25 protein-coding genes are annotated in these 23,600 nt (G+C 65.1%); 12 read left to right on the plus strand and 13 right to left on the minus strand.

The features are described from left to right. Positions 1 to 9 precede the first annotated feature (9 nt). Both ACTAQI_RS07045 and ACTAQI_RS07050 read left to right on the plus strand, forming a co-directional pair. Positions 10 to 834, plus strand: coding sequence for a DUF4386 family protein (locus tag ACTAQI_RS07045; protein WP_457950344.1), 825 nt, complete (start codon positions 10 to 12; stop codon positions 832 to 834). 146 nt (positions 835 to 980) lie between these two features. After that, complete coding sequence (locus ACTAQI_RS07050) at positions 981 to 1,244, plus strand: YegP family protein (RefSeq protein WP_457950345.1); 264 nt, start codon at positions 981 to 983, stop codon at positions 1,242 to 1,244. An 11-nt stretch (positions 1,245 to 1,255) separates the two neighbouring features. Here the strand turns inward: ACTAQI_RS07050 and ACTAQI_RS07055 are convergent, their stop codons facing one another. After that, the gene (locus ACTAQI_RS07055) at positions 1,256 to 2,713 is read right to left on the minus strand and encodes a DUF5129 domain-containing protein (protein ID WP_457950346.1); all 1,458 of its coding nucleotides are present in this window, start codon (positions 2,711 to 2,713) and stop codon (positions 1,256 to 1,258) included. A gap of 103 nt (positions 2,714 to 2,816) precedes the next feature. Between ACTAQI_RS07055 and ACTAQI_RS07060 the strand changes: the two genes are divergently transcribed. Genes ACTAQI_RS07060 through ACTAQI_RS07080 form a run of 5 tightly spaced genes read left to right on the plus strand, consistent with a single transcriptional unit; the run spans position 2,817 to position 6,360 of the window. Further along, positions 2,817 to 3,665: a universal stress protein gene (locus ACTAQI_RS07060; RefSeq protein WP_457950347.1), complete on the plus strand. Its 849-nt coding sequence runs from the start codon at positions 2,817 to 2,819 to the stop codon at positions 3,663 to 3,665. A 53-nt stretch (positions 3,666 to 3,718) separates the two neighbouring features. Next, positions 3,719 to 4,249: a hypothetical protein gene (locus tag ACTAQI_RS07065; protein WP_457950348.1), complete on the plus strand. Its 531-nt coding sequence runs from the start codon at positions 3,719 to 3,721 to the stop codon at positions 4,247 to 4,249. Further along, positions 4,246 to 4,440, plus strand: a complete 195-nt coding sequence (locus tag ACTAQI_RS07070) for a hypothetical protein (RefSeq protein WP_457950349.1) — start codon at positions 4,246 to 4,248, stop codon at positions 4,438 to 4,440. The genes ACTAQI_RS07065 and ACTAQI_RS07070 overlap by 4 nt, the downstream gene beginning before the upstream one ends. A gap of 54 nt (positions 4,441 to 4,494) precedes the next feature. After that, positions 4,495 to 5,364: an HNH endonuclease gene (locus ACTAQI_RS07075; protein WP_457950350.1), complete on the plus strand. Its 870-nt coding sequence runs from the start codon at positions 4,495 to 4,497 to the stop codon at positions 5,362 to 5,364. A gap of 24 nt (positions 5,365 to 5,388) precedes the next feature. Continuing rightward, complete coding sequence (locus ACTAQI_RS07080) at positions 5,389 to 6,360, plus strand: alpha/beta fold hydrolase (RefSeq protein ID WP_457950351.1); 972 nt, start codon at positions 5,389 to 5,391, stop codon at positions 6,358 to 6,360. Positions 6,361 to 6,363: 3 nt separating this feature from the next. Here the strand turns inward: ACTAQI_RS07080 and ACTAQI_RS07085 are convergent, their stop codons facing one another. Further along, complete coding sequence (locus ACTAQI_RS07085; protein ID WP_457950352.1) at positions 6,364 to 6,972, minus strand: hypothetical protein; 609 nt, start codon at positions 6,970 to 6,972, stop codon at positions 6,364 to 6,366. Positions 6,973 to 7,183: 211 nt separating this feature from the next. Here ACTAQI_RS07085 and ACTAQI_RS07090 point away from each other — a divergent pair, with 211 nt between their 5' ends. Next, positions 7,184 to 7,669, plus strand: a complete 486-nt coding sequence (locus ACTAQI_RS07090) for a hypothetical protein (protein ID WP_457950353.1) — start codon at positions 7,184 to 7,186, stop codon at positions 7,667 to 7,669. Here the strand turns inward: ACTAQI_RS07090 and ACTAQI_RS07095 are convergent. Further along, positions 7,666 to 8,037 (minus strand): hypothetical protein, encoded by a 372-nt coding sequence (locus tag ACTAQI_RS07095; RefSeq protein WP_457950354.1) that lies wholly within the window; start codon positions 8,035 to 8,037, stop codon positions 7,666 to 7,668. The genes ACTAQI_RS07090 and ACTAQI_RS07095 overlap by 4 nt on opposite strands. 500 nt (positions 8,038 to 8,537) lie before the next feature. Here ACTAQI_RS07095 and ACTAQI_RS07100 point away from each other — a divergent pair, with 500 nt between their 5' ends. Beyond that, positions 8,538 to 9,080: a DUF3090 domain-containing protein gene (locus ACTAQI_RS07100; RefSeq protein WP_457950355.1), complete on the plus strand. Its 543-nt coding sequence runs from the start codon at positions 8,538 to 8,540 to the stop codon at positions 9,078 to 9,080. 125 nt (positions 9,081 to 9,205) lie between these two features. Here ACTAQI_RS07100 and nrdF read toward each other — a convergent pair whose 3' ends face one another. The 8 genes from nrdF to ACTAQI_RS07140 form a co-directional block, all read right to left on the minus strand. After that, positions 9,206 to 10,180, minus strand: a complete 975-nt coding sequence (nrdF, locus tag ACTAQI_RS07105; RefSeq protein ID WP_013601219.1) for a class 1b ribonucleoside-diphosphate reductase subunit beta — start codon at positions 10,178 to 10,180, stop codon at positions 9,206 to 9,208. A gap of 93 nt (positions 10,181 to 10,273) precedes the next feature. Continuing rightward, positions 10,274 to 12,394 carry a class 1b ribonucleoside-diphosphate reductase subunit alpha gene (gene nrdE, locus ACTAQI_RS07110; protein ID WP_457950356.1) on the minus strand — a complete coding sequence of 707 codons (2,121 nt, stop codon included), beginning with the start codon at positions 12,392 to 12,394 and terminating at the stop codon, positions 10,274 to 10,276. 20 nt (positions 12,395 to 12,414) lie between these two features. Further along, the gene (gene nrdI, locus ACTAQI_RS07115; RefSeq protein WP_457951007.1) at positions 12,415 to 12,885 is read right to left on the minus strand and encodes a class Ib ribonucleoside-diphosphate reductase assembly flavoprotein NrdI; all 471 of its coding nucleotides are present in this window, start codon (positions 12,883 to 12,885) and stop codon (positions 12,415 to 12,417) included. Between the two features lie 103 nt (positions 12,886 to 12,988). Then, on the minus strand, positions 12,989 to 13,234 hold the full coding sequence (gene nrdH / locus ACTAQI_RS07120) for a glutaredoxin-like protein NrdH (protein ID WP_013601222.1): 246 nt from the start codon (positions 13,232 to 13,234) through the stop codon (positions 12,989 to 12,991). A gap of 368 nt (positions 13,235 to 13,602) precedes the next feature. Beyond that, positions 13,603 to 14,139 (minus strand): TspO/MBR family protein, encoded by a 537-nt coding sequence (locus ACTAQI_RS07125; RefSeq protein ID WP_457950357.1) that lies wholly within the window; start codon positions 14,137 to 14,139, stop codon positions 13,603 to 13,605. Between the two features lie 39 nt (positions 14,140 to 14,178). Next, positions 14,179 to 15,555 (minus strand): class I SAM-dependent methyltransferase, encoded by a 1,377-nt coding sequence (locus ACTAQI_RS07130; RefSeq protein ID WP_457950358.1) that lies wholly within the window; start codon positions 15,553 to 15,555, stop codon positions 14,179 to 14,181. Beyond that, a complete protein-coding gene (locus ACTAQI_RS07135) occupies positions 15,552 to 16,283 on the minus strand; it encodes a DUF1365 domain-containing protein (protein ID WP_457950359.1) in 732 nt (243 codons plus the stop codon). The genes ACTAQI_RS07130 and ACTAQI_RS07135 overlap by 4 nt, the downstream gene beginning before the upstream one ends. Then, positions 16,280 to 17,677 (minus strand): NAD(P)/FAD-dependent oxidoreductase, encoded by a 1,398-nt coding sequence (locus ACTAQI_RS07140; RefSeq protein ID WP_457950360.1) that lies wholly within the window; start codon positions 17,675 to 17,677, stop codon positions 16,280 to 16,282. The genes ACTAQI_RS07135 and ACTAQI_RS07140 overlap by 4 nt, the downstream gene beginning before the upstream one ends. A gap of 97 nt (positions 17,678 to 17,774) precedes the next feature. Here ACTAQI_RS07140 and ACTAQI_RS07145 point away from each other — a divergent pair, with 97 nt between their 5' ends. Genes ACTAQI_RS07145 through ACTAQI_RS07155 form a run of 3 tightly spaced genes read left to right on the plus strand, consistent with a single transcriptional unit; the run spans position 17,775 to position 20,016 of the window. Beyond that, positions 17,775 to 18,692 (plus strand): LysR family transcriptional regulator, encoded by a 918-nt coding sequence (locus ACTAQI_RS07145; RefSeq protein ID WP_457950361.1) that lies wholly within the window; start codon positions 17,775 to 17,777, stop codon positions 18,690 to 18,692. Between the two features lie 45 nt (positions 18,693 to 18,737). Beyond that, positions 18,738 to 19,244 carry a DUF2004 domain-containing protein gene (locus ACTAQI_RS07150; protein WP_159631825.1) on the plus strand — a complete coding sequence of 169 codons (507 nt, stop codon included), beginning with the start codon at positions 18,738 to 18,740 and terminating at the stop codon, positions 19,242 to 19,244. 46 nt (positions 19,245 to 19,290) lie between these two features. Beyond that, positions 19,291 to 20,016: a hypothetical protein gene (locus tag ACTAQI_RS07155; RefSeq protein WP_457950362.1), complete on the plus strand. Its 726-nt coding sequence runs from the start codon at positions 19,291 to 19,293 to the stop codon at positions 20,014 to 20,016. 20 nt (positions 20,017 to 20,036) lie between these two features. Here ACTAQI_RS07155 and metE read toward each other — a convergent pair whose 3' ends face one another. Together metE and ACTAQI_RS07165 are read right to left on the minus strand one after the other, a co-directional pair. Beyond that, positions 20,037 to 22,367 (minus strand): 5-methyltetrahydropteroyltriglutamate--homocysteine S-methyltransferase, encoded by a 2,331-nt coding sequence (gene metE / locus ACTAQI_RS07160; protein WP_457950363.1) that lies wholly within the window; start codon positions 22,365 to 22,367, stop codon positions 20,037 to 20,039. A gap of 78 nt (positions 22,368 to 22,445) precedes the next feature. Next, the gene (locus ACTAQI_RS07165; protein WP_457950364.1) at positions 22,446 to 23,411 is read right to left on the minus strand and encodes a methylenetetrahydrofolate reductase; all 966 of its coding nucleotides are present in this window, start codon (positions 23,409 to 23,411) and stop codon (positions 22,446 to 22,448) included. Between the last annotated feature and the right edge of the window lie 189 nt (positions 23,412 to 23,600).

The raw sequence follows: 23,600 nt of genomic DNA on the forward strand, positions 1-23,600 counted from the left end.
CCCGTCAGGATGATGGCAGAGTCCACGCATGACCAGGCCCGCACCATGACCAGCCACTCTCCAGACGCCCGGCGCGGCTCTGCAGCCCGCGGTGTCACCGCAAATACTGTGGACCAGCCTGACTGGAAGCTCCTCTATCTCGCCGCCGGGGCGTCGTCGATCCTCTTTGTGCTGCTGCTCGTAGCAGCCCTGCTGCTCGACTTCCTGGCTCCCCCACCGGTCCATGGCGGGGCTGCCACGCTGGAGTTCATTGCCGCCCAAAAATCGGGCTACGTGGCCGAGCAGATCCTGTGGATCCTGCCGAACATCCTCCCTGTCCTTGTTTTTGCAGCCCTTTTCGTGGCCCTCTCGGCCTTTCAGAAGAGCCTTCCTTTGATAGCGCTGATCTTCGGTGCCCTGCCGTGGGCACTCCTGCTTGCCGTACCGGTCAGCAGCCGCGGCTCCCTCAACCTGATTTACCTCAGCGACCGCTTTGCAGCTGCCGGGTCAGATGAGGAACGCAGGGCCTACGCCACCGCCGCTGAAGCCATCATTGCCGAGAACAACACTCCCGCCATCGTCGGCGCCCTCTCCGCCTTCGGAATCCTCCTGATGGGACTGGCCATGCTCAAGGGAAGCACAGCACTCTTCCCGCGATACCTGGGGTGGCTTGGCGTTGGTACCGGAGCCCTGGGGGTGGTCAGCGAGGTCCTTCGCCACGCGGTCCCAGAATTCTATTGGGGCTACGGCGTCCTGCTGTGGGTGTGGTTCATCACCACAGGAATCGCACTGATCCGGCTGTCCCGCAGGGCCTCCCATCGTCCGCGCATGGCCTCAAGGGACTTTGGTCCCTAAAAGACCAGTTGGTCCTCTGGGATGGTGGTCTAGGCCGGAAGCACCACGCTGGGGTTGTGCATCCGGGTTTGCTGGGGCCGGGCTTGGGCCGGCATGCAGCCCCGTCGACGTTGACGGAGGCTGGGAGCTAGAGGAGAGCAAGACTTATGGCAGGTACGTTCGAACTGTTTGTCGACGATGATTCAAAGATCCGCTTCAGGCTTGTGATGCCGGGCGGACACGTACTGGCGGTTTCCGGACAGTTCCCCGACAAGCACGCGGCGGCCGCCGCCATTGAAGAGGTACGTGAATGCGCAGGCACCGGCCTGATCCGGGACGTGCCGCCGCCTCCTCCAGGCGTTCTCCTTTCCGCCGCATCGCATCCGCGTTACACGGTCCGGCGCAGGCTCAACTCCGTCGGAGCCGCATAAGGGCCGCAGCACTAGAAGCCGGAGGAGCTGCCCGAACCGGAAAAGCTTCCACCGCTGCCGCCGTACCCGGTGGTGCTGCCGCCGCCCCTGGCCGAGTTGACGCTGCTGACCCCGGTATTGAAGCCGGAGTTGAAGGTGGCCACGGAGAAGAACGTGTAGGACGGGTACACGGTACCCAGGATGCTCGGTTCGTAGGTCCGATGCCTCCGGTGGCCCGTACCTTCGTGGGCCGTTTCCATTTGTTCGCGCATCAAGCGTGCCTCGCGGTCGTTCCTGGCGAACCCCTGGATGACCGTTTCGGCATGGTTCTCCAGCAGCTCCGCGAGCCGGGTACGCGCCTCATAGAGCCGGTCCAGCGCCTCTTCCGGCGTGCTCCGCCCGTCCGCCAGCTCAGCCGTCCACCGCTCGATCTCCCGGAGGCTTTCGTCGCGGAAGGACCGCAGCGCGGTGGCTGTCGCGGAATCCCCCTGCCCGTGGCGTTTGGCCAGGAGCTGCTCCAGCCCGGCCAGGTCCTTGCGGAAGGGCGCCAACTGCCGGTCCCAGGCAGTGGGCCACGTGTCGGCGCGGTTCAGCAAAGCGTTGCTGTCGGCGATGACGTCATCCAGGGCATCCAGCTCGGCGGCACTGTCCGCAAACTGTCGGGCCAGCTTGAGGTTTTTCCTGCTGCTCAATGCCCCTTTACCCAATGCGTGCACCTGGTTGGACAGCTCCGTAGCGGCGGCATACCGGCTGAGGAACGTACGGTGTTTTTCGAGGACCTGGCTGCCGTAGCGGGATGATTCGGGGATGGTGCCCGCGTTCAGTTCCGTGACGTCCAGGTCCATGCTGACGTTTGAGTAGCTGCGGTCCCCGCGTTCAATCTGCCGGCGGCACCCCGTCCTGGTCACGGCGCGGACAATGAACCAGGCGGCCGCACCCAGGGCCGCGATTCCCGCGGTGACCCACGCTGTGATCAGGAAAGCAGCGGAGCGGTACCAGGGCTGGTTGATGAGCTCTGCCCCGCGGTGGATGCCGGCTACGGTGCCGTCGGTCCACTGGGCGTCGCGGAACAGCTCCTTGGACGCGTCCTGGATGTCGCTGCGCTGTTCCAGCGAAACCTTCCGGTCCTCGCCCATATACGTCCCCACGTGCCGGCCCACTGGGTCGAGCGCGAATATGAACAGTCCATCAGCCCACTTCTGCCCATCCGGGCTGATCCACTCAGGATGCCTGGACCGTGCGAACTTGAGGACCTCTTCATTGAGGTTGTCCTCCGCCTTCCCGTTGTAAGTGAAGACGGCAACGCGGGTGGGCTCATAGAACTGGATACGTTCGACGGCGGGTAGCAGGGTGTTTTGGTCAAGCACTCCCGCCGTGTCCTCCACGATGACAGCGACCGGCGCGACAGCGGTGCCAGGTGCCGCCACCCCCAGCAGCAACGCAGCCAGGACAAGCACCATCCCGGCAATCCGGCCCATCATGCTGCCCATGTCCCTCCCCGTTGCTTAGAATCAGGATGAAACCAAGGAGCAGGCCCGCCAAAGGGCCGAAGGTCCCGCCGGTGAAGACCGTTTTGATCAGGAGCGCTGTGGCGTGACGCAGGATCCAGGGTCCATTGTGGCCGGCTTTGACGGCTCGGATGGGGCTGCGGCCGCCGTCCGCTGGGCGGCGCGCCACGCGCACGCCACCAGCTGTCCCCTCCATGTGGTGCATTGTTCGTTGTGGCCGCTGCTGACCCGGCACCTCGGTCCGGTGCCAGGCGTCTCCGGCAGCGGCCTGGAACAGTCAGCCCGGTCCATTCTTGAGGATGGCGTGGCGCTGGCGGCCGCAGAGGTACCCGGGCTCGGGATCAGGAGCACCCTGCTCCATGGGCTTCCGGCGCAGCTCTTGGCCGGGATCTCCGCCGGCGAGCGGATGCTGGTGGTGGGCAGCCGCGGCCTGGGCGGCTTCCTGGGCCTCCTCGTGGGATCCGTGAGCCTGGAACTGGCAGCCACTGCCTCGTGCCCTGTTGCGGTGATCCGGCAGGAACTGAACCCGGAAGGGCCGGTTGTCGCCGCCGTGGATGCATCAGGGTCCCCCTCGGCTGTGGAGGACGCATGTTCGCTGGCATTGGCCTGGCATGCACCCCTCATGGTGGTCCACGTCCGGCACGGGCACGCCCGTTATCCTGCGCCCGGGCAGGACGCGGCGGGTGAGGCCCAAGAAATCTTGTCGTCCGCCCTGAACCGCGCAGCTGCCCTGGCCCCTGCTGTCCGCATTGACGGCCATGTGCTGACGGAGACCTCGGTCCCGCACGCCATCCTCGAAGCCGCCGGAGAAGCCCGGATCGTTGTGGTGGGCTCCCAGGGCCGCGGCATCCTCCGGGAGACCCTCGGTTCAACCGCGCACGCGGTGTTGCACCACGCCCGCGGACCTGTCCTCATTTCCCGGCGCGGCGGCTGATACCCCGGGCGGGGTGCCCGGCTGCCGGCCGGACCTCGGCCTAAGCTGGTGCGGTGACCACTGTTCCCTCCCCCGGCCCGCTGGACGTCGTCGTCCATTCCGGACCGGCGGACTGGTGGGTGATCCTTGCCGGGCTGGGACCCCTGGCCGTTCTCACCGCGGCCCTGCTGGCCTTTTACATCAACTGGCGCACGCTCAAACAACGCACTGCCGCGGACAATACTGCGCTGGACCAGAAGCGCGAGGCAGATGCGAACGCCCTGCAGCAAAAGACCGAGGCGGACAGCCGGGCGGAATGGTGGCGCCGGACCCAGTGGGCGCTGGACCGGGCACTGGATCCGGATGAAGGGACAAAGGCGCTGGGGCTGGCCACATTGGAGGTCCTGGCCAGGAGCGAACTGGCCCGCACTGAGGAGCTCGAGCTGTTCGACATTGCCTGGAAGAGTGTGTCCGGCGACGAGAACGGGGACGACGCCGGGCCTGAAGCCGGTGCCGGGCAGGAGCCCGCCTTCGTGGACGACCGCCGCAACTTAGGCGAGAATGGAACGACGGATGAAGACAGCACCAAGGAGGTTGGACCATGAGCGCAACGTCGCCTGAGCACCGGTTTGTCCACGCTCCCCGGAACAGCGCTGCCAAGCCCGCCACGAAGAAAGCCACCCCGGCCGAGCACCGGGTCCAGGTTGCCGCCGCGCGGCTGCGCGTCACGCTTGATGAACGCCTGGGACGCGAGACGCCCGCAAAAACCAAGGCTTTGGCCAAGGAACCGATCTAAGTCCCGTTGCCTGGGTTCGGGGGGTCGACGGCGCGTGGCAGGGTTCGGTGGGCAATGGATGCAGTGATCCTAGGGTGCGATACGAACCTGCTGCGCCGCTGGAACTACCGTGCCGCCGTGGCGCAGGTGGCCGCGTCCGGAACGTTCCTGGACCGCTGGCGGGTCCGTTTCCACCCTGGCGTCGGCCCGGGGACAGAGGCGTGGTTCCTGCTGGAGGGCGGCAATGACGCCGCCAGCGGCCTGGTCGGGCACGGTTTCGTGACGTCCGAGCCCTACCAGGCTGCCGCGGATGCGGATGCGGATGGCACTGACTGGTTCTTCGCCGTGGCATTGGATTCGCTCCTCCCGCTCGGAGAGCAGATACGTCCCGGCATTCTTTGCGAGGCTCTCCCCGGTGACCTGTGGGACAAGGCGAGTTTCCCCTCCCTGGTGACCGTGCCGCCGTCGTCCGTGCCTGTACTGCGCCGGCTGTGGCGGGACCACGGGCCGTCGACGGCGGATCCTGCCGAGGTGGCAGGCGGAACCTTTCCGCCGGAGGACGTCAGCACTATCCAGGTGAACCGCTACGAGCGGGACCCTGACGCCCGGCGGGCCTGCCTGGCCTTCCATGGCACCTCGTGCGCGGCCTGCGGCTTTTCGTTCGAGTCCGCTTACGGCGTGGCCGGGACAGGCGTGATGGGCGTCCACCATCTGGTGCCGCCGGCGGTGCTGGACGGCAAGTATCAGCTCGATCCCATCGCCGACCTCATACCGCTTTGCCATAACTGCCACGCCATGGCGCACAATGTCAGCCCGCCCCTGACCGTTACTGAACTCCGGAGCATCATCTCCGCCACCGGCCATGTGAGGGGTGAGGTGGTGACCGAGGTGGCCCTCCAAGCCCAGGAGGACGCGCGCCGTATCCTCGGGGGCGGCCAGATGTAGGTGTGGCTGGGCTATCTTGGGAGCATGGCGGAGCCGGGCCGGAAAGAGTACGGGGTTGACCCCGAGGAGTTCGGTTCTGGCCGGGTGGATGCGGCCGCCCTGCTGGATGCGGAGTTGGGCGACGTCGATTGGTCGGTTCCGCCACCGGGCTCCGCGCAGTTCACCATCAATGTTGCCAGCGGCAAACTTGCCGCCATGTCGCTGGGCGATCCGGCCGATCCCTGCGTCGTATTGGTACCCGGCGCCACGGGGTCGAAAGAGGATTTCTCGCTCATGCTGCCGGACCTCGCCGGAGCCGGCTATTACGCGCTGACGTATGACCTGGCGGGCCAGTACCAGTCGGCCGCTGCCGGGCCGGAGAACCTGGTGCCGCCACGGAAGCACTACGACTACCAGTTGTTTGTGGATGATTTCCTGGCGGTTTTGGAAACCACCGCTACCCCTGTCCACGTGGTGGCTTATTCCTTCGCGGGCATCATCGCCCAGCTCGCCTATGTGCAGCGGCCTGAACTCTTCCGGTCCGTCACCTTCCTCGGGTGCCCGCCGCAACCCGGCCAGAGTTTCAAGGGGGTAAGCCGTATTGGCCGGTTCAGCACGTGGGTGAACGGCCGGGCCGGTGCGGCCCTGCTGATCTGGGGGATCCGCAGTGGCCGGATGGTCCATGTGCCGCCGGGACGGCAGCGGTTCGTCAACTACCGCTTCCGCTTCACACGCCGGGCCTCCGTGCGCGATATTTATGCGCTCATGCAGAACGTTCCGGATCTTCGGGACGCTTTGGCGGAGGCCCCGCTTCCCAAGTTCGTGGCAGTGGGCGAACATGATCTGTGGCCGCTCCAACTGCACCGGCTGTTTGCCCAGGCCATCCGGGCCCGGATCGGGGTTTACAGGGGCGGCCACAGCCCGTGCGAAACATCCCCGCACGAGTTCAGCCGCGATCTCCTGGCCCTTTATGGCAAGGCCGGGGACGCGTGGCGCGGTTTCGGGCAAGTTCCCTGAGGCCTACTGCAGGACCGTTTCCGCTCGCTCACGGATATTGAGCAGCATCCTCCGCATCATCCAGATGTCGCCGAACTCCAGGAGTGCGGAGAAGAGGATCGAGGGTGACAACCAGCGGTAATGGGAGCGGACGCGGCTGATGAGCCGCGTCGAGTTCTGCGGGAGCGGGTCGAGCTGCCACGTCCATGTGGTGTCGCCGGGGGTGCCCCAGATCATTGACGTTGGCGGGTCGATCGCCAGTACGGGCATGCCGTGCTTGCCGTCAGGGCTCATGGGCACGATGTCGCCCACCGCCAAGTTCTGCAGCTCCGGGATGATCCGCCGCGCGCTGGGCCGCCCAAGGTTATCGAGAAGGTCGTAGCTGTACCAGCCGCCACGGGTAAGTCCGGCCTGCACCAGCCACGGCCAGATCCTCTCCGGCGGAGCGGCTATGGTGATGGCCCGTGTGGCGTTGAAGGTTGGTGTCGAGACGAGGTCATCGCCGGGCAGCGAGCGGGACACCTCTTCCGGCGTCGCACCCCACGTGAGCTGCCAGGGGCGGACCCAGCGCACATAAATGATTGCCGCAGCCGCAGCCAAGGGCAGGAGGACTAAAGGCGCGTTGGGTCGCATCAGTCCAGTGTGGAGGCTGGTTCCTGACCAGTGACAGGGTCAGATGGCCCGCCGGGGTGGCCCGTACCGGCCGCTGCACACGTGCAGGACGTCGCCCGCAAGGTGGGCCCCGTTCGCCAGCGTCACGAAGCCCCGGGGCCGGAAGGCCCAGCACCCAGGCTGCCCGCCTGAGGAACCTGTCCCTTTGTTGAAGTGCAGTAACTTTGACGGCATGGGCGAACCGTCACGCGTGAGGCCGGAAGGCAATGTGAAGGGGGCCACGGCCTTCGGTGCCGTCGCCCTGCTGTGTATTGTGGCTGGCGGACTCGTTGCCGCCGTCACCAGCCCGCTTCGTCTTGAGCATGGATCGTGGGCGGCGGCGTATCTCGTGCTGGTCGGAGGCGTGGCGCAAGGTGCCTTGGGCGTCAGCCAATACTTCCTGGCCCCGAGGCGCATTATGGGCTGGAAAGTTGTTGCCGAGCTGGTTGCCTGGAACAGCGCAAGCGCGGCCGTCATCGGCGGGACACTGGCGGCCAACCCATGGGTGGTTGATGCCGGAGGAGGGCTCCTGGTTGTGTCACTGGCACTGATGCTCGCCACCGTACGCGGCCCTGACTCCAGGTCCGGTTGGGCTTTACGGGGTTACCGTGCCCTGGTGGTGGTGATCGGCATCAGCATCCCCATCGGCCTGGTGCTGGCCCACCTGCGTGCTCCTTAGCCGGCCGCAATCAGTCGCAGAACCCACGGAGTAATTGTCAGGGCCTGAGTCCTGGCGGCGCAGGAAACCCTGACAAGTCCTGCTGGATGGGCAACGCGGTTATTCCTGCCCGTGTCGTCACACCAATCCACGCCGTAAGGGTAGGCCTCAACGGTGGCCTCCCCCGGAACCACTCCTGGCGGCACCTCAAACTGGAAGCTGAAACCACCCGCATCAGTCATCGGCGCAGTCGTATTGATGACTTTCTGGTTGGAAGTATCGGTGACTGTGATCTGGATACGTGCATTTTGTCCGTAGCGGGGGTTGCAGTCCGCGTCGGGCGCGTTGACTGTGACGGTGTCACCAGCTTTTGCCGCCAGAGGATTCACGGAATAGCTCGGTGGGAAACAGGGCGGCTCACCTTGCCAGGAGCCGCCGCAGGCCGACGAAGCACATGCCAGAAGAACCCCGATGGCGGCCCCGCTTGCCGCCCTACGCCGCCAGTGACCGGTTGTAAGAGCCCCGAACCCCATCAGGCAATTGTGCCCGCGATACAGGGCCAAGCACATCACCCAAGTGGCTTTGTCGCCGTACCGTTGCCATGGACGGAGGGGCCGGTACCGGATTCCGTAGCATTTAGCAAAGGGATGCCGAACCAGTCTTGAGCGAACCTTGCGCCCATCATGGGGTGCCGCTTAGGGACGGATCCTATTGTTGACGTCAGGATCCTGCTGCTGGGGCAGGGCCTAACACCTGGGACAGGGCCGGCGGCCAGCATCCTCAGACCGGATGCCGCCCCCCAAACCGCCGCCGGCCCCTACCAGGTTCGAATCCCCGAAGACCCGAGTCGCCGGCGGGCCGCGAACCCCATGTCGCCTAAGATACTGGCATGCCTACACGTGTTCATGAGTTTTCCTGGCCTGACCGGGTGGTCATCGGCACCATTGGCGTTCCGGGGGCGCGGACGTTCTACCTGCAGGTGCGCGCAGGTAGCCAACTGGTGAGTATCGCCATGGAGAAGCAACAGTCGGCTCTGCTCGCCGAGAAGATTGACGACATTCTGGATCAACTCGGCGCGCTCGAGGGCAACCCCTTCAGCGTTCCCACGGGCACTCCCATTGAACTGGTCGACAACGATCAGCTCGACTCGGTTGAGGAGCAGTTTCGAACGGGCGCCATGAGCCTGGGGTGGGACCCCACGACGGCGCAGGTGGTCATCGAGGCGTACCCAATCACCGATGACGACGATGAATCGCTTGACCAGAACGGCGTCGAAGTGCCCGAAATGCTGCTGGTGCGTATGCCGGTGGGTACGGCCCGCGCATTCACCAAGCGCACACGCGAGGTAGTGGGCGCAGGGCGTCCCATATGCCCGCTCTGCGGTTACCCCGTAGACGCCGACGGGCATGTTTGCACTCCTCCCGACATCTGATCCCCGTCAAACGCCATGTAGCTGGGGAGCATCGAGCGTGTCGCGGTGTTGCCACTTGGCAATCCAGACAAAGATGACCCCGCATGCCTGGGCATGCGGGGTCATTGTTGAGCAGTAGTGAGTGACTAGAAGTCCCAGTCCTCATCCTCTGTGTTGACAGCCTTGCCAATCACGTAGGAGGACCCGGAGCCCGAGAAGAAGTCGTGGTTCTCGTCCGCGTTCGGGGACAGCGCCGAAAGGATGGCCGGGTTCACGTCGGTGACGGACGCCGGGAACATGGCCTCGTAGCCCAGGTTCATCAGCGCCTTGTTGGCGTTGTAGTGGAGGAACTTCTTGACGTCCTCGGCCAGCCCCACGCCGTCGTAGAGGTCGTGCGTGTACTGGACCTCGTTCTCGTACAGCTCGAAGAGCAGCTCGAACGTGTAGTCCTTGATTTCCTGGCGGCGCTCCGGGGAAACAGCCTCCAGGCCACGCTGGAACTTGTAACCGATGTAGTAGCCGTGCACAGCCTCATCGCGGATGATCAGGCGGATCAGGTCAGCCGTGTTCGTGAGCTTGGCGCGTGAAGACCAGTACATGGGCAGGTAGAAGCCCGAGTAGAACAGGAAGCTCTCCAGCAGCGTGGAGGCCACCTTCCGCTTCAGGGGGTCGTCGCCCTGGTAGTAGTCCATGACGATCTGCGCCTTCTTCTGAAGGTTCTCGTTCTCGGTGGACCAGCGGAAGGCCTCGTCGATCTCCTTGGTGGAGGCCAGCGTGGAGAAGATGGAGGAGTAGCTCTTCGCGTGCACGGATTCCATGAACGCGATGTTCGTGTACACGGCTTCCTCGTGCGGAGTCAGCGCATCCGGGATCAATGAGACGGCGCCAACGGTGCCCTGGATGGTGTCCAGCAGGGTGAGGCCCGTGAAGACGCGCATGGTGAGCTGCTGCTCTGCCGGGGTCAGCGTGTTCCACGACTGGACGTCGTTGGACAGCGGCACCTTCTCCGGCAGCCAGAAGTTATTGACCAGACGGTTCCAGACGTCGACGTCCTTGTCGTCCTGGATGCGGTTCCAGTTGATGGCCTCGACGTGGCTAAGCAGCTTGACCTTCTCGGTCATGTCATCCCCTAAGCGTTGGGTGGGTTTCACTAAGTTAAAGCGTACGACGGCGGGCGGGCACCCGCCGTCGTACTGGCACGATTTAGTTGAAGACTAAAGCATGCAGGAGACGCAGCCCTCTACCTCGGTTCCTTCCAGCGCGAGCTGGCGGAGACGGATGTAGTAGATGGTCTTGATGCCCTTCTTCCAGGCGTAGATCTGGGCCTTGTTGATGTCGCGCGTGGTGGCGGTGTCCTTGAAAAACAGTGTCAGCGATAGGCCCTGGTCCACGTGCTGGGTGGCGGCAGCGTAGGTGTCAATAACCTTCTCGTAGCCGATCTCGTACGCGTCCTGGTAGTACTCCAGGTTGTCGTTGGTCAGGTACGGCGCCGGGTAGTACACGCGGCCCAGCTTGCCTTCCTTGCGGATCTCGATCTTGGACGCCACCGGGTGGATCGAGGAGGTGGAGTTGTTGATGTAGGAGATTGAGCCGGTGGGCGGCACGGCCTGCAGGTTCTGGTTGTAGATGCCGTGCTCCATGACGGAAGCCTTCAGCGCCTGCCAGTCAGCCTGCGTGGGGATGTGCACGTTCTTGAACAGCTCGCGGACCTTTTCGGTCTGCGGCACCCACTCCTGCTCCGTGTACTTGTCGAAGAACTCACCGGACGCGTACTTGGACTTCTCGAAGCCGCCGAACGTCTGGCCCGTTTCGATGGCCAGCAGGTTGGAAGCGCGGACAGCGTGGTACACCACCGAGTAGAAGTAGATGTTGGTGAAGTCCAGCCCCTCTTCGGAACCGTAGTGGACCCGCTCACGCGCCAGGTAGCCGTGCAGGTTCATCTGGCCCAGGCCAATGGCGTGGCTCTGGTCGTTGCCCTTGGCGATGGACGGCACCGAGGTGATGTTGGACATGTCGGACACTGCGGACAGCGAGCGGATGGCCGTCTCGATGGTCAGGCCAAAGTCCGGCGAGTCCATGGTCTTGGCGATGTTCAGCGAACCAAGGTTGCAGGAAATGTCCTTGCCGGTCTCGTCATAGGACAGGTCATCGTTGTACGTGGTGGGCTGGGAAACCTGGAGGATCTCCGAGCACAGGTTGGACATGATGATCTTGCCGTCGATCGGGTTGGCCCGGTTCACGGTGTCCTCGAACATGATGTACGGGTAGCCGGACTCGAACTGGATCTCGGCGAGGGTCTGGAAGAACTCGCGGGCCTTGATCTTGGTCTTCTTGATCCGGGAGTCGTCCACCATCTCGTAGTACTTTTCGGTGACCGAGACGTCGGAGAAGGGCATGCCGTAGACGCGCTCGACGTCGTAGGGCGAGAACAGGTACATGTCCTCGTCCTTCTTGGCCAGCTCGAACGTGATGTCCGGGATGACCACACCGAGGGAGAGGGTCTTGATGCGGATCTTCTCGTCCGCGTTCTCCCGCTTGGTGTCCAGGAACCGGTAGATGTCCGGGTGGTGGGCATGCAGGTACACGGCGCCGGCACCCTGGCGGGCGCCAAGCTGGTTGGCGTAGGAGAAGCTGTCTTCGAGGAGCTTCATCACGGGGATGACGCCGGAGGACTGGTTCTCGATCTGCTTGATGGGCGCGCCCACTTCGCGGATGTTGGTCAGGGCGAACGCCACGCCGCCGCCGCGCTTGGAAAGCTGCAGGGCGGAGTTGATGGAGCGGCCGATCGACTCCATGTTGTCTTCGATGCGCAGCAGGAAGCAGGAGACCAGCTCGCCGCGCTGCTTCTTGCCGGCGTTCAGGAATGTGGGGGTGGCCGGCTGGAAGCGGCCGTCAATGATCTCGTCCACCATCTGCAGGGCAAGCTGTTCGTTGCCGCGGGCAAGGTGCAGGGCCACCATGCAGACGCGGTCCTCGTAGCGCTCCAGGAAACGCTTGCCGTCGAACGTCTTCAGCGTGTAGGAGGTGTAGAACTTGAAGGCGCCCAGGAAGGTCTCGAAGCGGAACTTCTTCTTGTAGGCGCGGTTGAACAGCTCACGGATGAAGTTCATCGTGTACTGGTCCAGCGTCTCGCGCTCGTAGTACTGGTTCTTCACCAGGTAGTCGAGCTTCTCCTCCAGGTCATGGAAGAACACGGTGTTGTTGTTCACGTGCTGCAGGAAGTACTGGTGCGCGGCCTCGCGGTCGGCACCGAACTGGATCTCGCCATTGGGACCATAAAGGTTCAGCATGGCGTTGAGCTCGTGGTAGCCCAGCCCCTTGTAGGCTGCGGGCATTTCAGGCTCCTGGGCCCTGGTTACTTCTGTGTCTGCGACAGTCGTGTCCAAAACTTGTCCAATCCTTGGTTGACCCGGGTGACGTCTTCCGGCGTTCCCATAAGTTCGAATCGATAAAGCGGGGGTACGTGGCATTTGGCGGCGATGATGTCCGCGGCCATGCAGTAGTTTTCCCCGAAGTTTGTGTTGCCGGCCCCGATCACGCCGCGCAGCAGTTGCCTGTTCTGCGGGTTGTTCAGGAACCGGATGACCTGCTTGGGAACGGACCCCTCTCCCCCGGTGCCGCCGTAAGTGGGCACCACCAGCACGAACGGCCGGGTGGCGAGGAGGGGTGCGTCCTTTGCATACAACGGGATCCGGGCCATATCACGGCCAAGCTTCGCGACGAAGCGGCTGGTGTTCTCGGATGCCGAGGAAAAGTAGATGAGCTGGCTGTACGTGACAACCTGCTCCGGTTGGTGGTGCGAAGTGGCCGGCGGGGACACCTCCACGCGCTGAGCCGCGTGGTGTTGCGAAGCGCTTCGCTCTGCTGTTGGTGCTGCCATGGGAGTCACCTCAGCTGATGGATGGTTGCCGGCAGGAAAAGTGGAACTCCTAGGCCACGGAGGAAACGGCCGACAGTGCGAGTTCCTCGATCTTGTCGGGGCGGAAACCTGACCAGTGGTCCTGGTCGGTGACCACAACGGGTGCCTGCATGTAGCCCAGTGCCTTCAGGCGCTCGAGTGCCTCGGCGTCCTGGGAGATGTCAACGCTCTGGTAGGTGATGCCCTTCTTGTCGAGCGCGCGGTAAGTGGCGTTGCACTGAACACAAGCAGGCTTCGTGTAAACCGTTACGGTCATTGTCCCTGTCCCCTTAGTTGAAATCTTTGCTGGTTCGGTGTCCCCGTCCAGCTGTATGTAGATACTACATGTAGTGCAGACGCCTCTTTGGAACCCCAAGATGATGTATTACAAGTATGTCATTTAATGCACCGTTAATCCACAGGCAGGAGCTGGAAAAATGCCCGGGATCCCGGGTTTTTTGCGGGCTGGGTCCACACCCTGTGGAGTACTTAGCCACATTTAAAGCACAGCGTGTCGCGCTGCAGCGGCGTGTCGCCGTCCTCCTCCCGCCCATACGAAAGGGGTCCGCGACCACTACATGTAGTGGTCGCGGACCCCTGGCTCCCCCGCGGGCCGGCCGAAAAGATGAACGTTGCCTCCGCCTCCTATGGCTTGGCGGGATTGCGCCTGGCGATTGCGGTGGACAGTACTGTGGCAAAGCCGCACCATGCAGCGTAGGGAGCGAGCGATGCTCCGGCGGTACGGTTCAGCCGGTAAGTGCGCCGCACCAGATCCGCGCTGCTGGCTGCCAGCACCGCCGCCTCAGCCGCTGCCAGCCACGGCCGGCGTGACCGCCAGAAAAGCCAACTCCACGAAGCATTGAGGACCAGGTTTGCGGCCAGTGCGCCCCGGTAAGCCCGCAACTCACGGTTCCTCCCGTCACCCGCCCCGGAGGGACCGGTGGCCTGATCCGCTGCGCCGGCCCGGTCCACTTCAGCGGCCCGGTCCAGTGCCACGGCGGATGTCACGGCCAGATCGACGTAAAGGGCGGTCCACACCACGGGGAACGCAATGGCAGGCGGCTGCCAGTCCGGCTTGCGCAGCCTGAGGTACCAGCTGCTCTCCGGGTCCGTCGCAACCCCGCCCGCCGCGGCGGTGGCGACTGTCGCCGCCGTCGTCCATGCCAGTGTCCTCAGCTTCATCCCCGGTCCTCCGCTCCGATTCCCCTTGCTACGTGCAAACTACAGCTGGGCCTCCCGGCGGTCCAGCACTATCTGCTGCACGTCCAGGTAGCCGGACTGGAAGCCGGCGCGCGAGTAGCAGAGGTAGAACAGCCACATCCGCTGGAACACTGCGTCGAAGCCGAGTTCCCCCACCTCACTCGAGCGGGCAACGAAGCGTTCCTCCCACAGCCGCAGGGTGGCGGCGTAGTGGTCGCCCATGCCCATCCGTTCCCTGACCCGCAGGGTGGTGTGCTGCTGGGTCACGCCCTCGATGGCCCGGACGGACGGCAGGAAGCCGCCGGGGAAGATGTATTTGTGCACCCAGGTATAGGCGTTGCGGGTGGCCAGCATTCGACCGTGCGGCATGGTGATTGCCTGGATGGCCACCTTTCCGCCGGGGGCCAGGACGCGGTCGATCGTCTGGAAGTAGATGGGCCAGTACTCGTACCCCACGGCCTCGATCATCTCAACCGACACCACGGCGTCGTACTCCCCCTCCACCGCGCGGTAGTCCTGCAGGGCCACCGTCACGCGGTCCGCGAATCCGGCCTCCGCAATGCGTTCCTGCGCCAGCGCCTGCTGCTCGCTGGACAGTGTGACGCTGTAGACGGTGGCGCCGCGGGCCGCGGCGCGGAGGGCAAGTTCACCCCAACCCGTGCCGATTTCCAGCAGCCGGGTTCCTTCGCCCACGCCGGCCTTGTCCAGCAACCGGTCGATCTTGGCCTGCTGGGCCTCGGCCAGGAAATCCCATGCCACGGAAGAGACTGGCCCGGCGGCCTCAGGAAACAGTGCCGACGAGTAGCTCATGGTGGAGTCCAAAAAGTTGGAAAACAGCGCATTGGACAGGTCGTAGTGCCGGGAAATGTTGTTGCGCGTGTTCTGTTCGGCGTTGCGTTCCTGGCGGGGTGTCCGCGGCAGGTACAGCGAGCGCAGTTTCTGCAGCGGCATGGGGATGAGCGTGTCCACGGAGGCGGCGAAGACCTCAAGCACCGCGGCCAGGTCTGATGCCTCCCAGTCGCCGGCCATGAAGGATTCACCCAGCCCGATCAGCCCGTTGCCGCCGATCCTGGCCTCGAATGCCGCGGGTCGCACCATGGTCATCACGGGAGCGTCAGGCCCGCCGGTTCCAAGGACTGAACCGTCCGGGTATTCGACGCGCATGGGGAGTCGCTTGACCGCACCCCTGAACAGCAGGCCGGCGGCCTTCCCGGCCACTTCAGCCTTAACGCCCGACGGCGGCTGGGCAACACCGGGCCACAGGCCGGGATCGATGGTAGCGGGCGCCGCCGGCACACCGGTTGCGCCCCACGTCACAGGCGCGTGCGTGGCGGACGGGCCGTGGGCCTTGTTGCCGACGTTGGCTGCGGTGGTGCCGTTGTCGTCAGTCATTGTCATTGAACTGCCTCCTGTGAGGGGTGATGTGGTCTGGCAACGACGGGCAGGCGTCTTGCCCAGAGTTTAATGCCCTGGACCCGGATCAGGGCGGATACCAGCAGCGGCGCGGCAGGCACGGTGAGAGCCGCCGCAAGGATGTTGGGAACGGTGGCCGGCCTGCGCCGGCCGTCCATGGTGGCAACGAAGGGCCGCTGCCCCTCCCGCTCCAGGATGATGGATACCGCAAGCCGCTCCGCGGGTGCCGGGAGCTTCATCCGGTACTGCCCGTCGACGTCGTTGAAGGGGGAAACGTAGAACGCCTTCGGGACTGAGGCCCGTCCGGAGGGATCGGTTCGAAGCAGGTAGCAGTGCCGCTCCCCGTACGTGTTGTGGACCTCGGCCACCACGCACTGGAGTTCTCCGCTGGACCGGTAGCACCAGAACAGCGTGAGCGGGTTGAAGACGTAGCCAAAAACCCTGGCGCTGGTCAGCATGTGGATGGGACCGCCGTCGGGCTCTATGCCCTGGGTCCGAAGGTACCGCTCCACATTGGAGCGGATGCCGGCGTCCGGGTCTCCCAGGTGGTCCCCTGCGCGGAACACGGCGAGTGGCCGCAGCAGCCCAGTGAGGCGCGGAAGCGCGTCAACATCCACAAACCAGCTGTAGCTCCGGTAGGTGAACGCATTCTTCAACGGGGTGCGCCGCACATGGGAAATGGACGTGCGGTAGATCGAGGGCTGCATGGTCATGCAGGCTCCGCGGCCAGCAGTTCCCGCTCCCCCTCACCGGTGGAGTCCGCGGTATCGGCCGCCCGGGCCACCGGCCAGGTCCGGCCCAGTTTTTCCGCGGCCCGCACCCCCGAGAGGGCACCGTCCTCATGGAAGCCCCAGCCAAGGTATGCCCCGGCGTAGGCGATCCGGCTGTCGCTCAGCGCTTTGATGGCCTGCTGGGCCTTGAGCGATTCAGGGGTGTACTGCGGGTGTTCGTACACCATCCGTTCCAGCACCGCGCTGTCGGCGATCAGCTCGGATTCGCCCAGGCTCACCAGGTACGGCTTGCCGTCCACGGGGCTGAGCCGCTGCAGCCGGGTGAGGTCGTAGCTCACCAGTACCTTGTCCGGGCGCGCGTCGCAGTCCGGAAGCCGGTAGTTCCAGGAGGCCCTGGCGTTCTCCGCCGCGGGCAGGACCGCGGGGTCCTGGTGGAACACGGTGTGGTTCACCGAGTAGGGCATACCGCCGAGCGCCTCCTTTTCCTCCGGGGTGGCGTCGGCCAGGAACCCCAGGGCCTGCGCGGGGTGGGTGGCAATCACGACGGCGTCAAAGTCTTCCAGCCCGTTGGCCGTTGCGAGCTCCACGCCATCGGGCAGCCGCCGGATGGCGGTGACAGGCGTGTTGAGGCGGACGTCGGGGAGCGTCGCGGCAAGTTTTTCGACATACCGCGCCGAGCCGCCGGTCACGGTGCGCCACTGCGGTGAGCCCTTGATGCCCAGCATGCCGTGGTGGCCCAGGAACGTGAAGAGGTACCGCGCCGGATAAGCCAGGGCGGTGGTGGGGTCGCAGGACCAAACGGCGCTGACCACCGGGGTCATGAAATGTGAAATGAAATAGGGGCTGAACTTCTCCCGCGCCAGGAACCCGCCAAGGGTCAGTTCCGGCACCTCAACCTCGCCGCTGACGGCCGACGGCGGCGCAGTCCTGAGCAGTTCCCTCGCCTTCCGGTAAAAGCGGGTAACCTCCAGCAGCATCAGCAGGTAGCGGCCGCGCAGCAGGCTGGAGGGTTTGGCGATGATGCCGCGGGCGCCGTCGCGGGCGCCGGCGTATTCCAGTCCGCAGCCGTCGCAGCGGATGGACATGCTCATCTCGGAGTCCTGGGTTTCGACGCCAAGCTCAGCGAATAACCGCAGCAGGGTGGGATAGGTCTTCTCGTTGTGCACGATGAACCCCGTGTCCACACCGATGACGCTCCCGTCGGCCTGCGGCATGTCATGGGTGTGGGCATGGCCGCCCAACCGCGAGTCCGCCTCGAACAGGGTGACATCGTCCTGCCTGTCCAGTATGTACGCGGCCGTCAATCCGGCCACGCCACTGCCGATCACGGCGACGCGCCGCCGGCCGCCGGCACCTGCTGCTGGGTCAAGTGACACTTCGTGCTCCTCTGCTGAACATCTGCCGCTGTGCTGGGTTATACAGACGGCTATTCGGCGCAGTCACGGCAGCGGATGGGTGCAGTACTGTGAACTGGTGGTAAACCCCGTACACCTGAAGACCTTACTGGAGGTCACGCGGCTGGGCTCGTTCGCCGCGGCAGCGGCAACACTCGGCTACACGGCTTCCGCCGTCTCGCAGCAGATGTCCGCTTTGGAGCGGGACACGGGCGTAACCCTCTTCCAGCGGTCCGCGCGCGCCGTGATCCCCACGGAAGCCGCCGTCGTCATGACCCGGCACGCTGCCAAGGTGCTCACGGACATCGAAGCGCTGATGGCCGCCGCCTCAAGGACCCAGGACACCGAAAGCCAGGAACTGCGGCTGGGGATCTTTCCCAGCCTGGCCACATACGTCCTGCCGCGGATCCTCAAGAACCCGGCGTGGAAGAAACTCGGCATCGACCTGCGGGTCTCCGTGGCGGAACCGGGCCAGACCATCCAGGGCCTTCGCACCGGCGGGGACCTGGACCTGGCCGTGGTGTTCCAGGTGGGACAGACCGGCTTCGCGTGGCCCAACACCATCAACCGGCAGTGGATCGGTGACGATGATTTCCGGGTGGTGCTGCCTGCCGGCTGGGGCTTCCGGGCCGACGCGAAAGTTGCGGCCGACCACCTCTCGGAGATGCCGTGGATCATGCATCACCCCGGCACCAGCGATGCCATGGTGATTGAGCGACTGTTCGCCGGCTGCAACCTGCACCCACGGGTGGTGGCGCACAGCGACGATTTCCATGCCAGCCTGGAGATGGCAGCGGCAGGCCTGGGCGCTGCCCTGGTCCCGGAACTGGCGCTGCGGAACAAACCCGCGGGCGTGGTGGTGCTGGACGTCCCGGAAATCCGGCTGGCACGGAACGTGTTTGCGCTGCTGATCAATGACCGGAAGACGGCCCGGGTGCAGCTTTTCGTCGACCTGCTGGCCGAAACACTGGCGGGGATGCGCACCGCGGTGAATTAGGCCCGAACGCTGGAATGGGCTGCCCTTCGGGGCTATGTTGAGACTATGAACAAGGTAGCGAGCCAGCACTTTGGGGAGATCGAGCTCAACCACGGCATGGACCACCTCTTCGCCGCCAAACATGAGCTGCGCGGCCATCCGCTGGAACTCGACCTGAACATCAATGCCCACGACCACTTCGACGAAGCCGCGCTGCGCAAAGTCGAGTACCGGCTCAGATTCCTGCCCGAGCTGGTGGACGAGGTCCGGGAAATGATTGCCGAAGAGCTTGAGCAGGAGGGCACCAGTCCGCAGGAGTACCTGCACTTCCACTGCAACGCCCTCAAGGACGAGCAGCTGCACAAGGTGTTCGGCGTCCAGGACCGGAGCCAGCTCACCAACGAGGTCTTCCTCAAGGCCCTGAAGCTGGGCCACGTGGCCATCTACCCCGGACAGCCGGAGCGCTACTTCGTCCTGGATTTCACCCTCGGGGAGCACTTCACCGACGAGGTCCTGGTGGCGTCTGCGGACCAGGACGGCGTGGTGGACGACGAAATCGTCTGGGAGTCCTGAAGCGGGCGCTCCAACAATCGCCCGGAACTAGGGATGGTGGGCGGCCATGGATGGGATCAACGGGATCCATGACGGGCGTAAGACCTGGCGGCTGGCTGCGTCCCTCCTCCTTGCCGGCGTAGCGGTCTCAATTCTCGCCGGCGTGTTCCATGCCGAATCCCACGACGCCAACGACCATGTTGCCTCGTTCACTGCCTACGCCAACAGCGACCTCTGGACCGGTGTGCACCTGGGCCAGTTCCTGGGTATGGCCCTGGTGTGCGCCGGACTGGTGTCCCTGTGGGCGGCCGTTAACGTCCAGCGGCACGCTCTGGCCTGGACAGCACGATTCGGTGTTCTTTCCGCCACCGCTGCCCTTGCCCTGTACGCAGCACTGCAGGCGGTGGACGGCGTGGCCCTGAAACAGGCGGTGGACACGTGGGCCGCCGCGCCGGAGCCGGACAAGGTGGCACGGTTCGCCACGGCGGAGGGTATCCGGTGGCTGGAATGGGGTATGCGGAGCTACCACAACTTCCTGCTGGGCACCGCGCTGGTGCTGTTCGGCGTTGTGGTGGCCGCAACGCATCACGTTTCCCGGATGATTGGCTACCTCATGGCGCTGTCCGGGCTGTCCTACCTGGCGCAGGGATGGATCATCGGGGCATCCGGATTCTCCGCGGCCAACTCGCTGCCTACCCTGGTGGGCATCGTGGCAATCGTCGCCTGGACCGTTTGGCTGTTTGTCAGCGCCCTGCGGATGAAAGAGACGACGCCGGCGGCTCACCTGGGGTGACCCGCCGGCGTCGCTACGTACTACTTGGCCGTTTCCAGCAGGCCCGCACGGACCGTCTGGGTTGCCTTGACCAGGTTGCGGAGGGACTCCTCCGTCTCGGCGTAGCCGCGGGTCTTCAGACCGCAGTCCGGGTTGACCCAAAGCTGGCGGGTCGGGACGTGCTTGACGGCGGTGCCGAGCAGTTCGGTGACCTCCTGCTCACCGGGGACGCGCGGCGAGTGGATGTCGTAGACGCCCGGGCCAACCCCGCGGCCAAAGCCGTGGGACTCGAGGTCGTGGACAACCTCCATGCGGGAGCGAGCGGCCTCGATGGAGGTCACGTCCGCGTCCAGGCCGTCGATCGCATCGATGATCACGCCGAACTCCGAGTAGCAGAGGTGGGTGTGTATCTGGGTGGCGTCCGCGGCACCGGCGGTGGCCAGGCGGAAGGAGTCAACGGACCACTTCAGGTAATCGGCCTGGTCCGCCTTGCGCAGCGGCAGCAGTTCACGCAGCGCGGGCTCGTCCACCTGAATGACCTTGATGCCGGCTGCCTCCAGATCGGCAATCTCGTCGCGCAGGGCCAGGCCAACCTGGTTGGCGGTTTCGCCCAACGGCTGGTCGTCGCGGACGAAGGACCAGGCCAGGATGGTGACCGGGCCAGTGAGCATGCCCTTCATCGGCTTGGCTGTCAGGGACTGCGCGTACTCCGCCCATTTGACCGTAATGGGGGCGCTGCGGGTGACGTCGCCCCAGAGGATGGACGGGCGGGTGCAGCGTGAACCGTAGGACTGGACCCAGCCGTGGACCGTGACGTCGAAGCCCTCGAGGTTTTCGGCGAAGTACTGGACCATGTCGTTGCGCTCGGGCTCACCGTGCACCAGGACGTCGTAGCCCAGCTCTTCCTGCAGGTCCACCACGCGCTTGATTTCGTCCTTCATGAGCTGCTCGTACTGCTCATCGCTCAGCTCACCCTTGGTGTTGCGCGCACGGGCCGAGCGGATCTCTGACGTCTGCGGGAAGGACCCGATGGTGGTGGTGGGCAGCGGCGGCAGGTGCAGCGCCTCCTCCTGGGCCGCTTCACGGACGGCGTAGTCGGACCGGGTGAAGTCAGCTGCGGTCAGGGCTTCGGTGCGGGCCCGGACGTCAGCGCGGTGGACGCCTTCGGCGGTGGCGCGGGAGGCGATCACGGCCGTTGCGTGGTCGATGGCGGCTTTGGCGGAGGCAGGGTCTGCCAGGTAGGAGGCCAGGGTGGCAACTTCGACGGCTTTCTGGTCCGAGAACGCCAGCCAGCTGCGGAGCTGTGCGGGCAACTGGGTTTCCTCGGCCACGTCGTGCGGGACATGCTGGGTTGAGGTGGACGTGGAGACGGCGACCCTTCCGACGGCGGCCTTCAGCTCATCGAGCTTCGCGGCGGACGCGGCGAGGTCGTTGCCCCAGATGTTGTGGCCGTCCACGATGCCGGCAACCAGGGTCTTGTTGCCCAGGCCGGCCAGTGCTGCCGCGGAGGGAATGGCGCCCTTGAAGACGTCGATGTGCAGGGCGTCGATGTTGGTGGCGGCAAGGGTCCCGAGCTGGGCGCCGAGCGAACCGTAGGGGGTGGACACGAGGATCTGCGGGCGGTTGGCCGCACCCGCCAGGATGTCGTAGGCCCGGGCAACGGCTGCTTCGACCTCTGCGGCCGGCCTCTCCTGGTCGACCACCAGGGCGGGCTCGTCGAGCTGGACCCAGCCGGCGCCGGCGGCGGCCAGCTTCTCAAGCAGCTGGACGTACACCGGCAGGATGTCCTCAAGGCGGGACAGCGGCGCGAAGCCGGCCGGGGCGCCGTCGGAAGCCTTGGACAGCAGCAGGTAGGTGACCGGGCCAACGATGTATGGGCGGGTCTCGATGCCGTTGGCCAGCGCGAACGCGAACTCGTCGACCTTGGCCGTGGAGGCCAGGGTGAATTCGGTTTCGGGGCCGATCTCAGGGACAAGGTAGTGGTAATTGGTGTCGAACCACTTGGTCATTTCCAGCGGCTGCTGGTCCTTGGTGCCGCGGGCCAGGGTGAAGTAGCCGTCGATGTCCAGCTGCCCGCCGGCGTTGAGGAGCTTGCCGAAGCGTGCGGGCACCGCGCCGAGGTGGGCGGTGGTATCCAGGACCTGGTCGTAGTAGGAGAACGTCCCGGGAACAGCTGCTGCTTCGGTCAGGCCGAGTTCCTGCAGGCGCCTGGCGGTGGTCAGCTGAATGTCCTTGGCGGCGGCGTCCAGGGCAGCGGCGTCGATCCTGCCGGCCCAGTAGGCTTCGACGGCCTTCTTGAGTTCGCGGCGGCGGCCGATGCGGGGGTAGCCGAGGAGGGAGGCGGAGGGGAAGGGCGTGTTGTTTTCAGGCATGGCAAAGGTCCTCAGGTCGGAGGTAGGTCAAAAGGGCGTGGGTTAGCGCTGTGAAGCGTGGAGGTGCCGGGTCGGCGTTCAGCTGGCCAGCTGTGGCCTGGCTACGGCACCCCGGGCGTGGCTGCTGCGGTTGTGGCGCGGCAGGGCCAGCTTGTCGAGCACTTCCAGTGCACTCTGGTGCTCGTTGAACGTGTAGAGGTGGATTCCGGGGGCTCCGGCATCCAGCGCAGCGTTGGCCAGGTCAACGGTGGCATCGACGCCGATGTGGAGCCGTTCAATGTCATTGTCCGCAGCGGCGAGGCGTTCCATCAGTCTGGGTGCCGGCTCGACGCCCGCCAGTTCCCCCAGCCGGTTGAGGCGGCGGAGGCTGGTGAACGGCATGACGCCGGGAATGATGGGAATGGTCACGCCGGCACGGCGTGCACGGGTGAGCAGGTCCTCGTACTGGGCGGCCTCGAAGAACACCTGTGTGATGGCGAAGTCGGCGCCGGAACGTTGCTTGGCGAGCAGCACTTCGACGTCGTGTTCCTCGCTGGGTGACTCCGGATGGCGGGTGGGGTACGCCGCCACGCCAACCGCGATCTTTCCGGCGCACAGCAGCGCCGAACGGCGCTGCTCCACCCGCCGGATGAGATCGATCAGGTCCTGGGCGTACCGCAGCGACCCGGCTGCCGGCCGGCCGCCGTCTTTGGGGAGGTCACCGCGCAGGGCAAGAATGCCCCGCACCCCGATGTCCAGCAGCTCGCCGATGATTGCAGCGAGTTCCTGCGGCGTGTTTCCCACGCAGGTCAGGTGCGCCAGGGGCCGCAGCGTGGTCTCGACCAGGAGCCGGTTGATGAGCTCGAGGGCGGTGTCCCGGTTTGATCCGCTGGCACCATAGGTCACTGAGACGTAGTCCGGCTCAGTGGTCTCCAGTTCGCGGATCGTGGTCCAGAGGGTCTCCGCAGCCGCAGGCGATCGCGGCGGGAACAGCTCGTAGGAGAGCGCTACCGGGGCGGTCTCGGAAAGATGTGGATGGGCGTCAATAAGGCTTGGTGGTGACATTTGCGTCCTTGGCTTTGGGCCATTGGGGCTGCCTGCCGAAGAGACAGTAAGCCGGCAATGAATTTGAGTTTGGGGAACACGGAGGGACTCCACGAGGACGCAGCCGCGACTGTTACGCCTGGAATGAAGTAGTCCGTGAGCAAATGTCAGGCCCACATGGGGGCACCCACACCCTCCGGAACGGAGGAT

This window comes from Pseudarthrobacter sp. alpha12b (assembly GCF_054130495.1).

What these genes read in the sequence shown, in the direction of transcription:
- ACTAQI_RS07150 (WP_159631825.1), top strand. Translation starts at nt 18,738, where the DNA reads ATGAACAAGGTAGCGAGCCAGCACTTTGGGGAGATCGAGCTCAACCAC.
- nrdH (WP_013601222.1), bottom strand. Translation starts at nt 13,234, where the DNA reads ATGACCGTAACGGTTTACACGAAGCCTGCTTGTGTTCAGTGCAACGCC.
- ACTAQI_RS07165 (WP_457950364.1), bottom strand. Translation starts at nt 23,411, where the DNA reads ATGTCACCACCAAGCCTTATTGACGCCCATCCACATCTTTCCGAGACC.
- nrdF (WP_013601219.1), bottom strand. Translation starts at nt 10,180, where the DNA reads ATGACCGAGAAGGTCAAGCTGCTTAGCCACGTCGAGGCCATCAACTGG.
- ACTAQI_RS07135 (WP_457950359.1), bottom strand. Translation starts at nt 16,283, where the DNA reads ATGACCATGCAGCCCTCGATCTACCGCACGTCCATTTCCCATGTGCGG.
- ACTAQI_RS07080 (WP_457950351.1), top strand. Translation starts at nt 5,389, where the DNA reads ATGGCGGAGCCGGGCCGGAAAGAGTACGGGGTTGACCCCGAGGAGTTC.
- ACTAQI_RS07130 (WP_457950358.1), bottom strand. Translation starts at nt 15,555, where the DNA reads ATGACAATGACTGACGACAACGGCACCACCGCAGCCAACGTCGGCAAC.
- ACTAQI_RS07125 (WP_457950357.1), bottom strand. Translation starts at nt 14,139, where the DNA reads ATGAAGCTGAGGACACTGGCATGGACGACGGCGGCGACAGTCGCCACC.
- ACTAQI_RS07100 (WP_457950355.1), top strand. Translation starts at nt 8,538, where the DNA reads ATGCCTACACGTGTTCATGAGTTTTCCTGGCCTGACCGGGTGGTCATC.
- ACTAQI_RS07155 (WP_457950362.1), top strand. Translation starts at nt 19,291, where the DNA reads ATGGATGGGATCAACGGGATCCATGACGGGCGTAAGACCTGGCGGCTG.
- ACTAQI_RS07085 (WP_457950352.1), bottom strand. Translation starts at nt 6,972, where the DNA reads ATGCGACCCAACGCGCCTTTAGTCCTCCTGCCCTTGGCTGCGGCTGCG.
- ACTAQI_RS07050 (WP_457950345.1), top strand. Translation starts at nt 981, where the DNA reads ATGGCAGGTACGTTCGAACTGTTTGTCGACGATGATTCAAAGATCCGC.
- ACTAQI_RS07070 (WP_457950349.1), top strand. Translation starts at nt 4,246, where the DNA reads ATGAGCGCAACGTCGCCTGAGCACCGGTTTGTCCACGCTCCCCGGAAC.
- ACTAQI_RS07075 (WP_457950350.1), top strand. Translation starts at nt 4,495, where the DNA reads ATGGATGCAGTGATCCTAGGGTGCGATACGAACCTGCTGCGCCGCTGG.
- nrdE (WP_457950356.1), bottom strand. Translation starts at nt 12,394, where the DNA reads ATGCCCGCAGCCTACAAGGGGCTGGGCTACCACGAGCTCAACGCCATG.
- ACTAQI_RS07055 (WP_457950346.1), bottom strand. Translation starts at nt 2,713, where the DNA reads ATGGGCAGCATGATGGGCCGGATTGCCGGGATGGTGCTTGTCCTGGCT.
- ACTAQI_RS07045 (WP_457950344.1), top strand. Translation starts at nt 10, where the DNA reads ATGATGGCAGAGTCCACGCATGACCAGGCCCGCACCATGACCAGCCAC.
- ACTAQI_RS07090 (WP_457950353.1), top strand. Translation starts at nt 7,184, where the DNA reads ATGGGCGAACCGTCACGCGTGAGGCCGGAAGGCAATGTGAAGGGGGCC.
- metE (WP_457950363.1), bottom strand. Translation starts at nt 22,367, where the DNA reads ATGCCTGAAAACAACACGCCCTTCCCCTCCGCCTCCCTCCTCGGCTAC.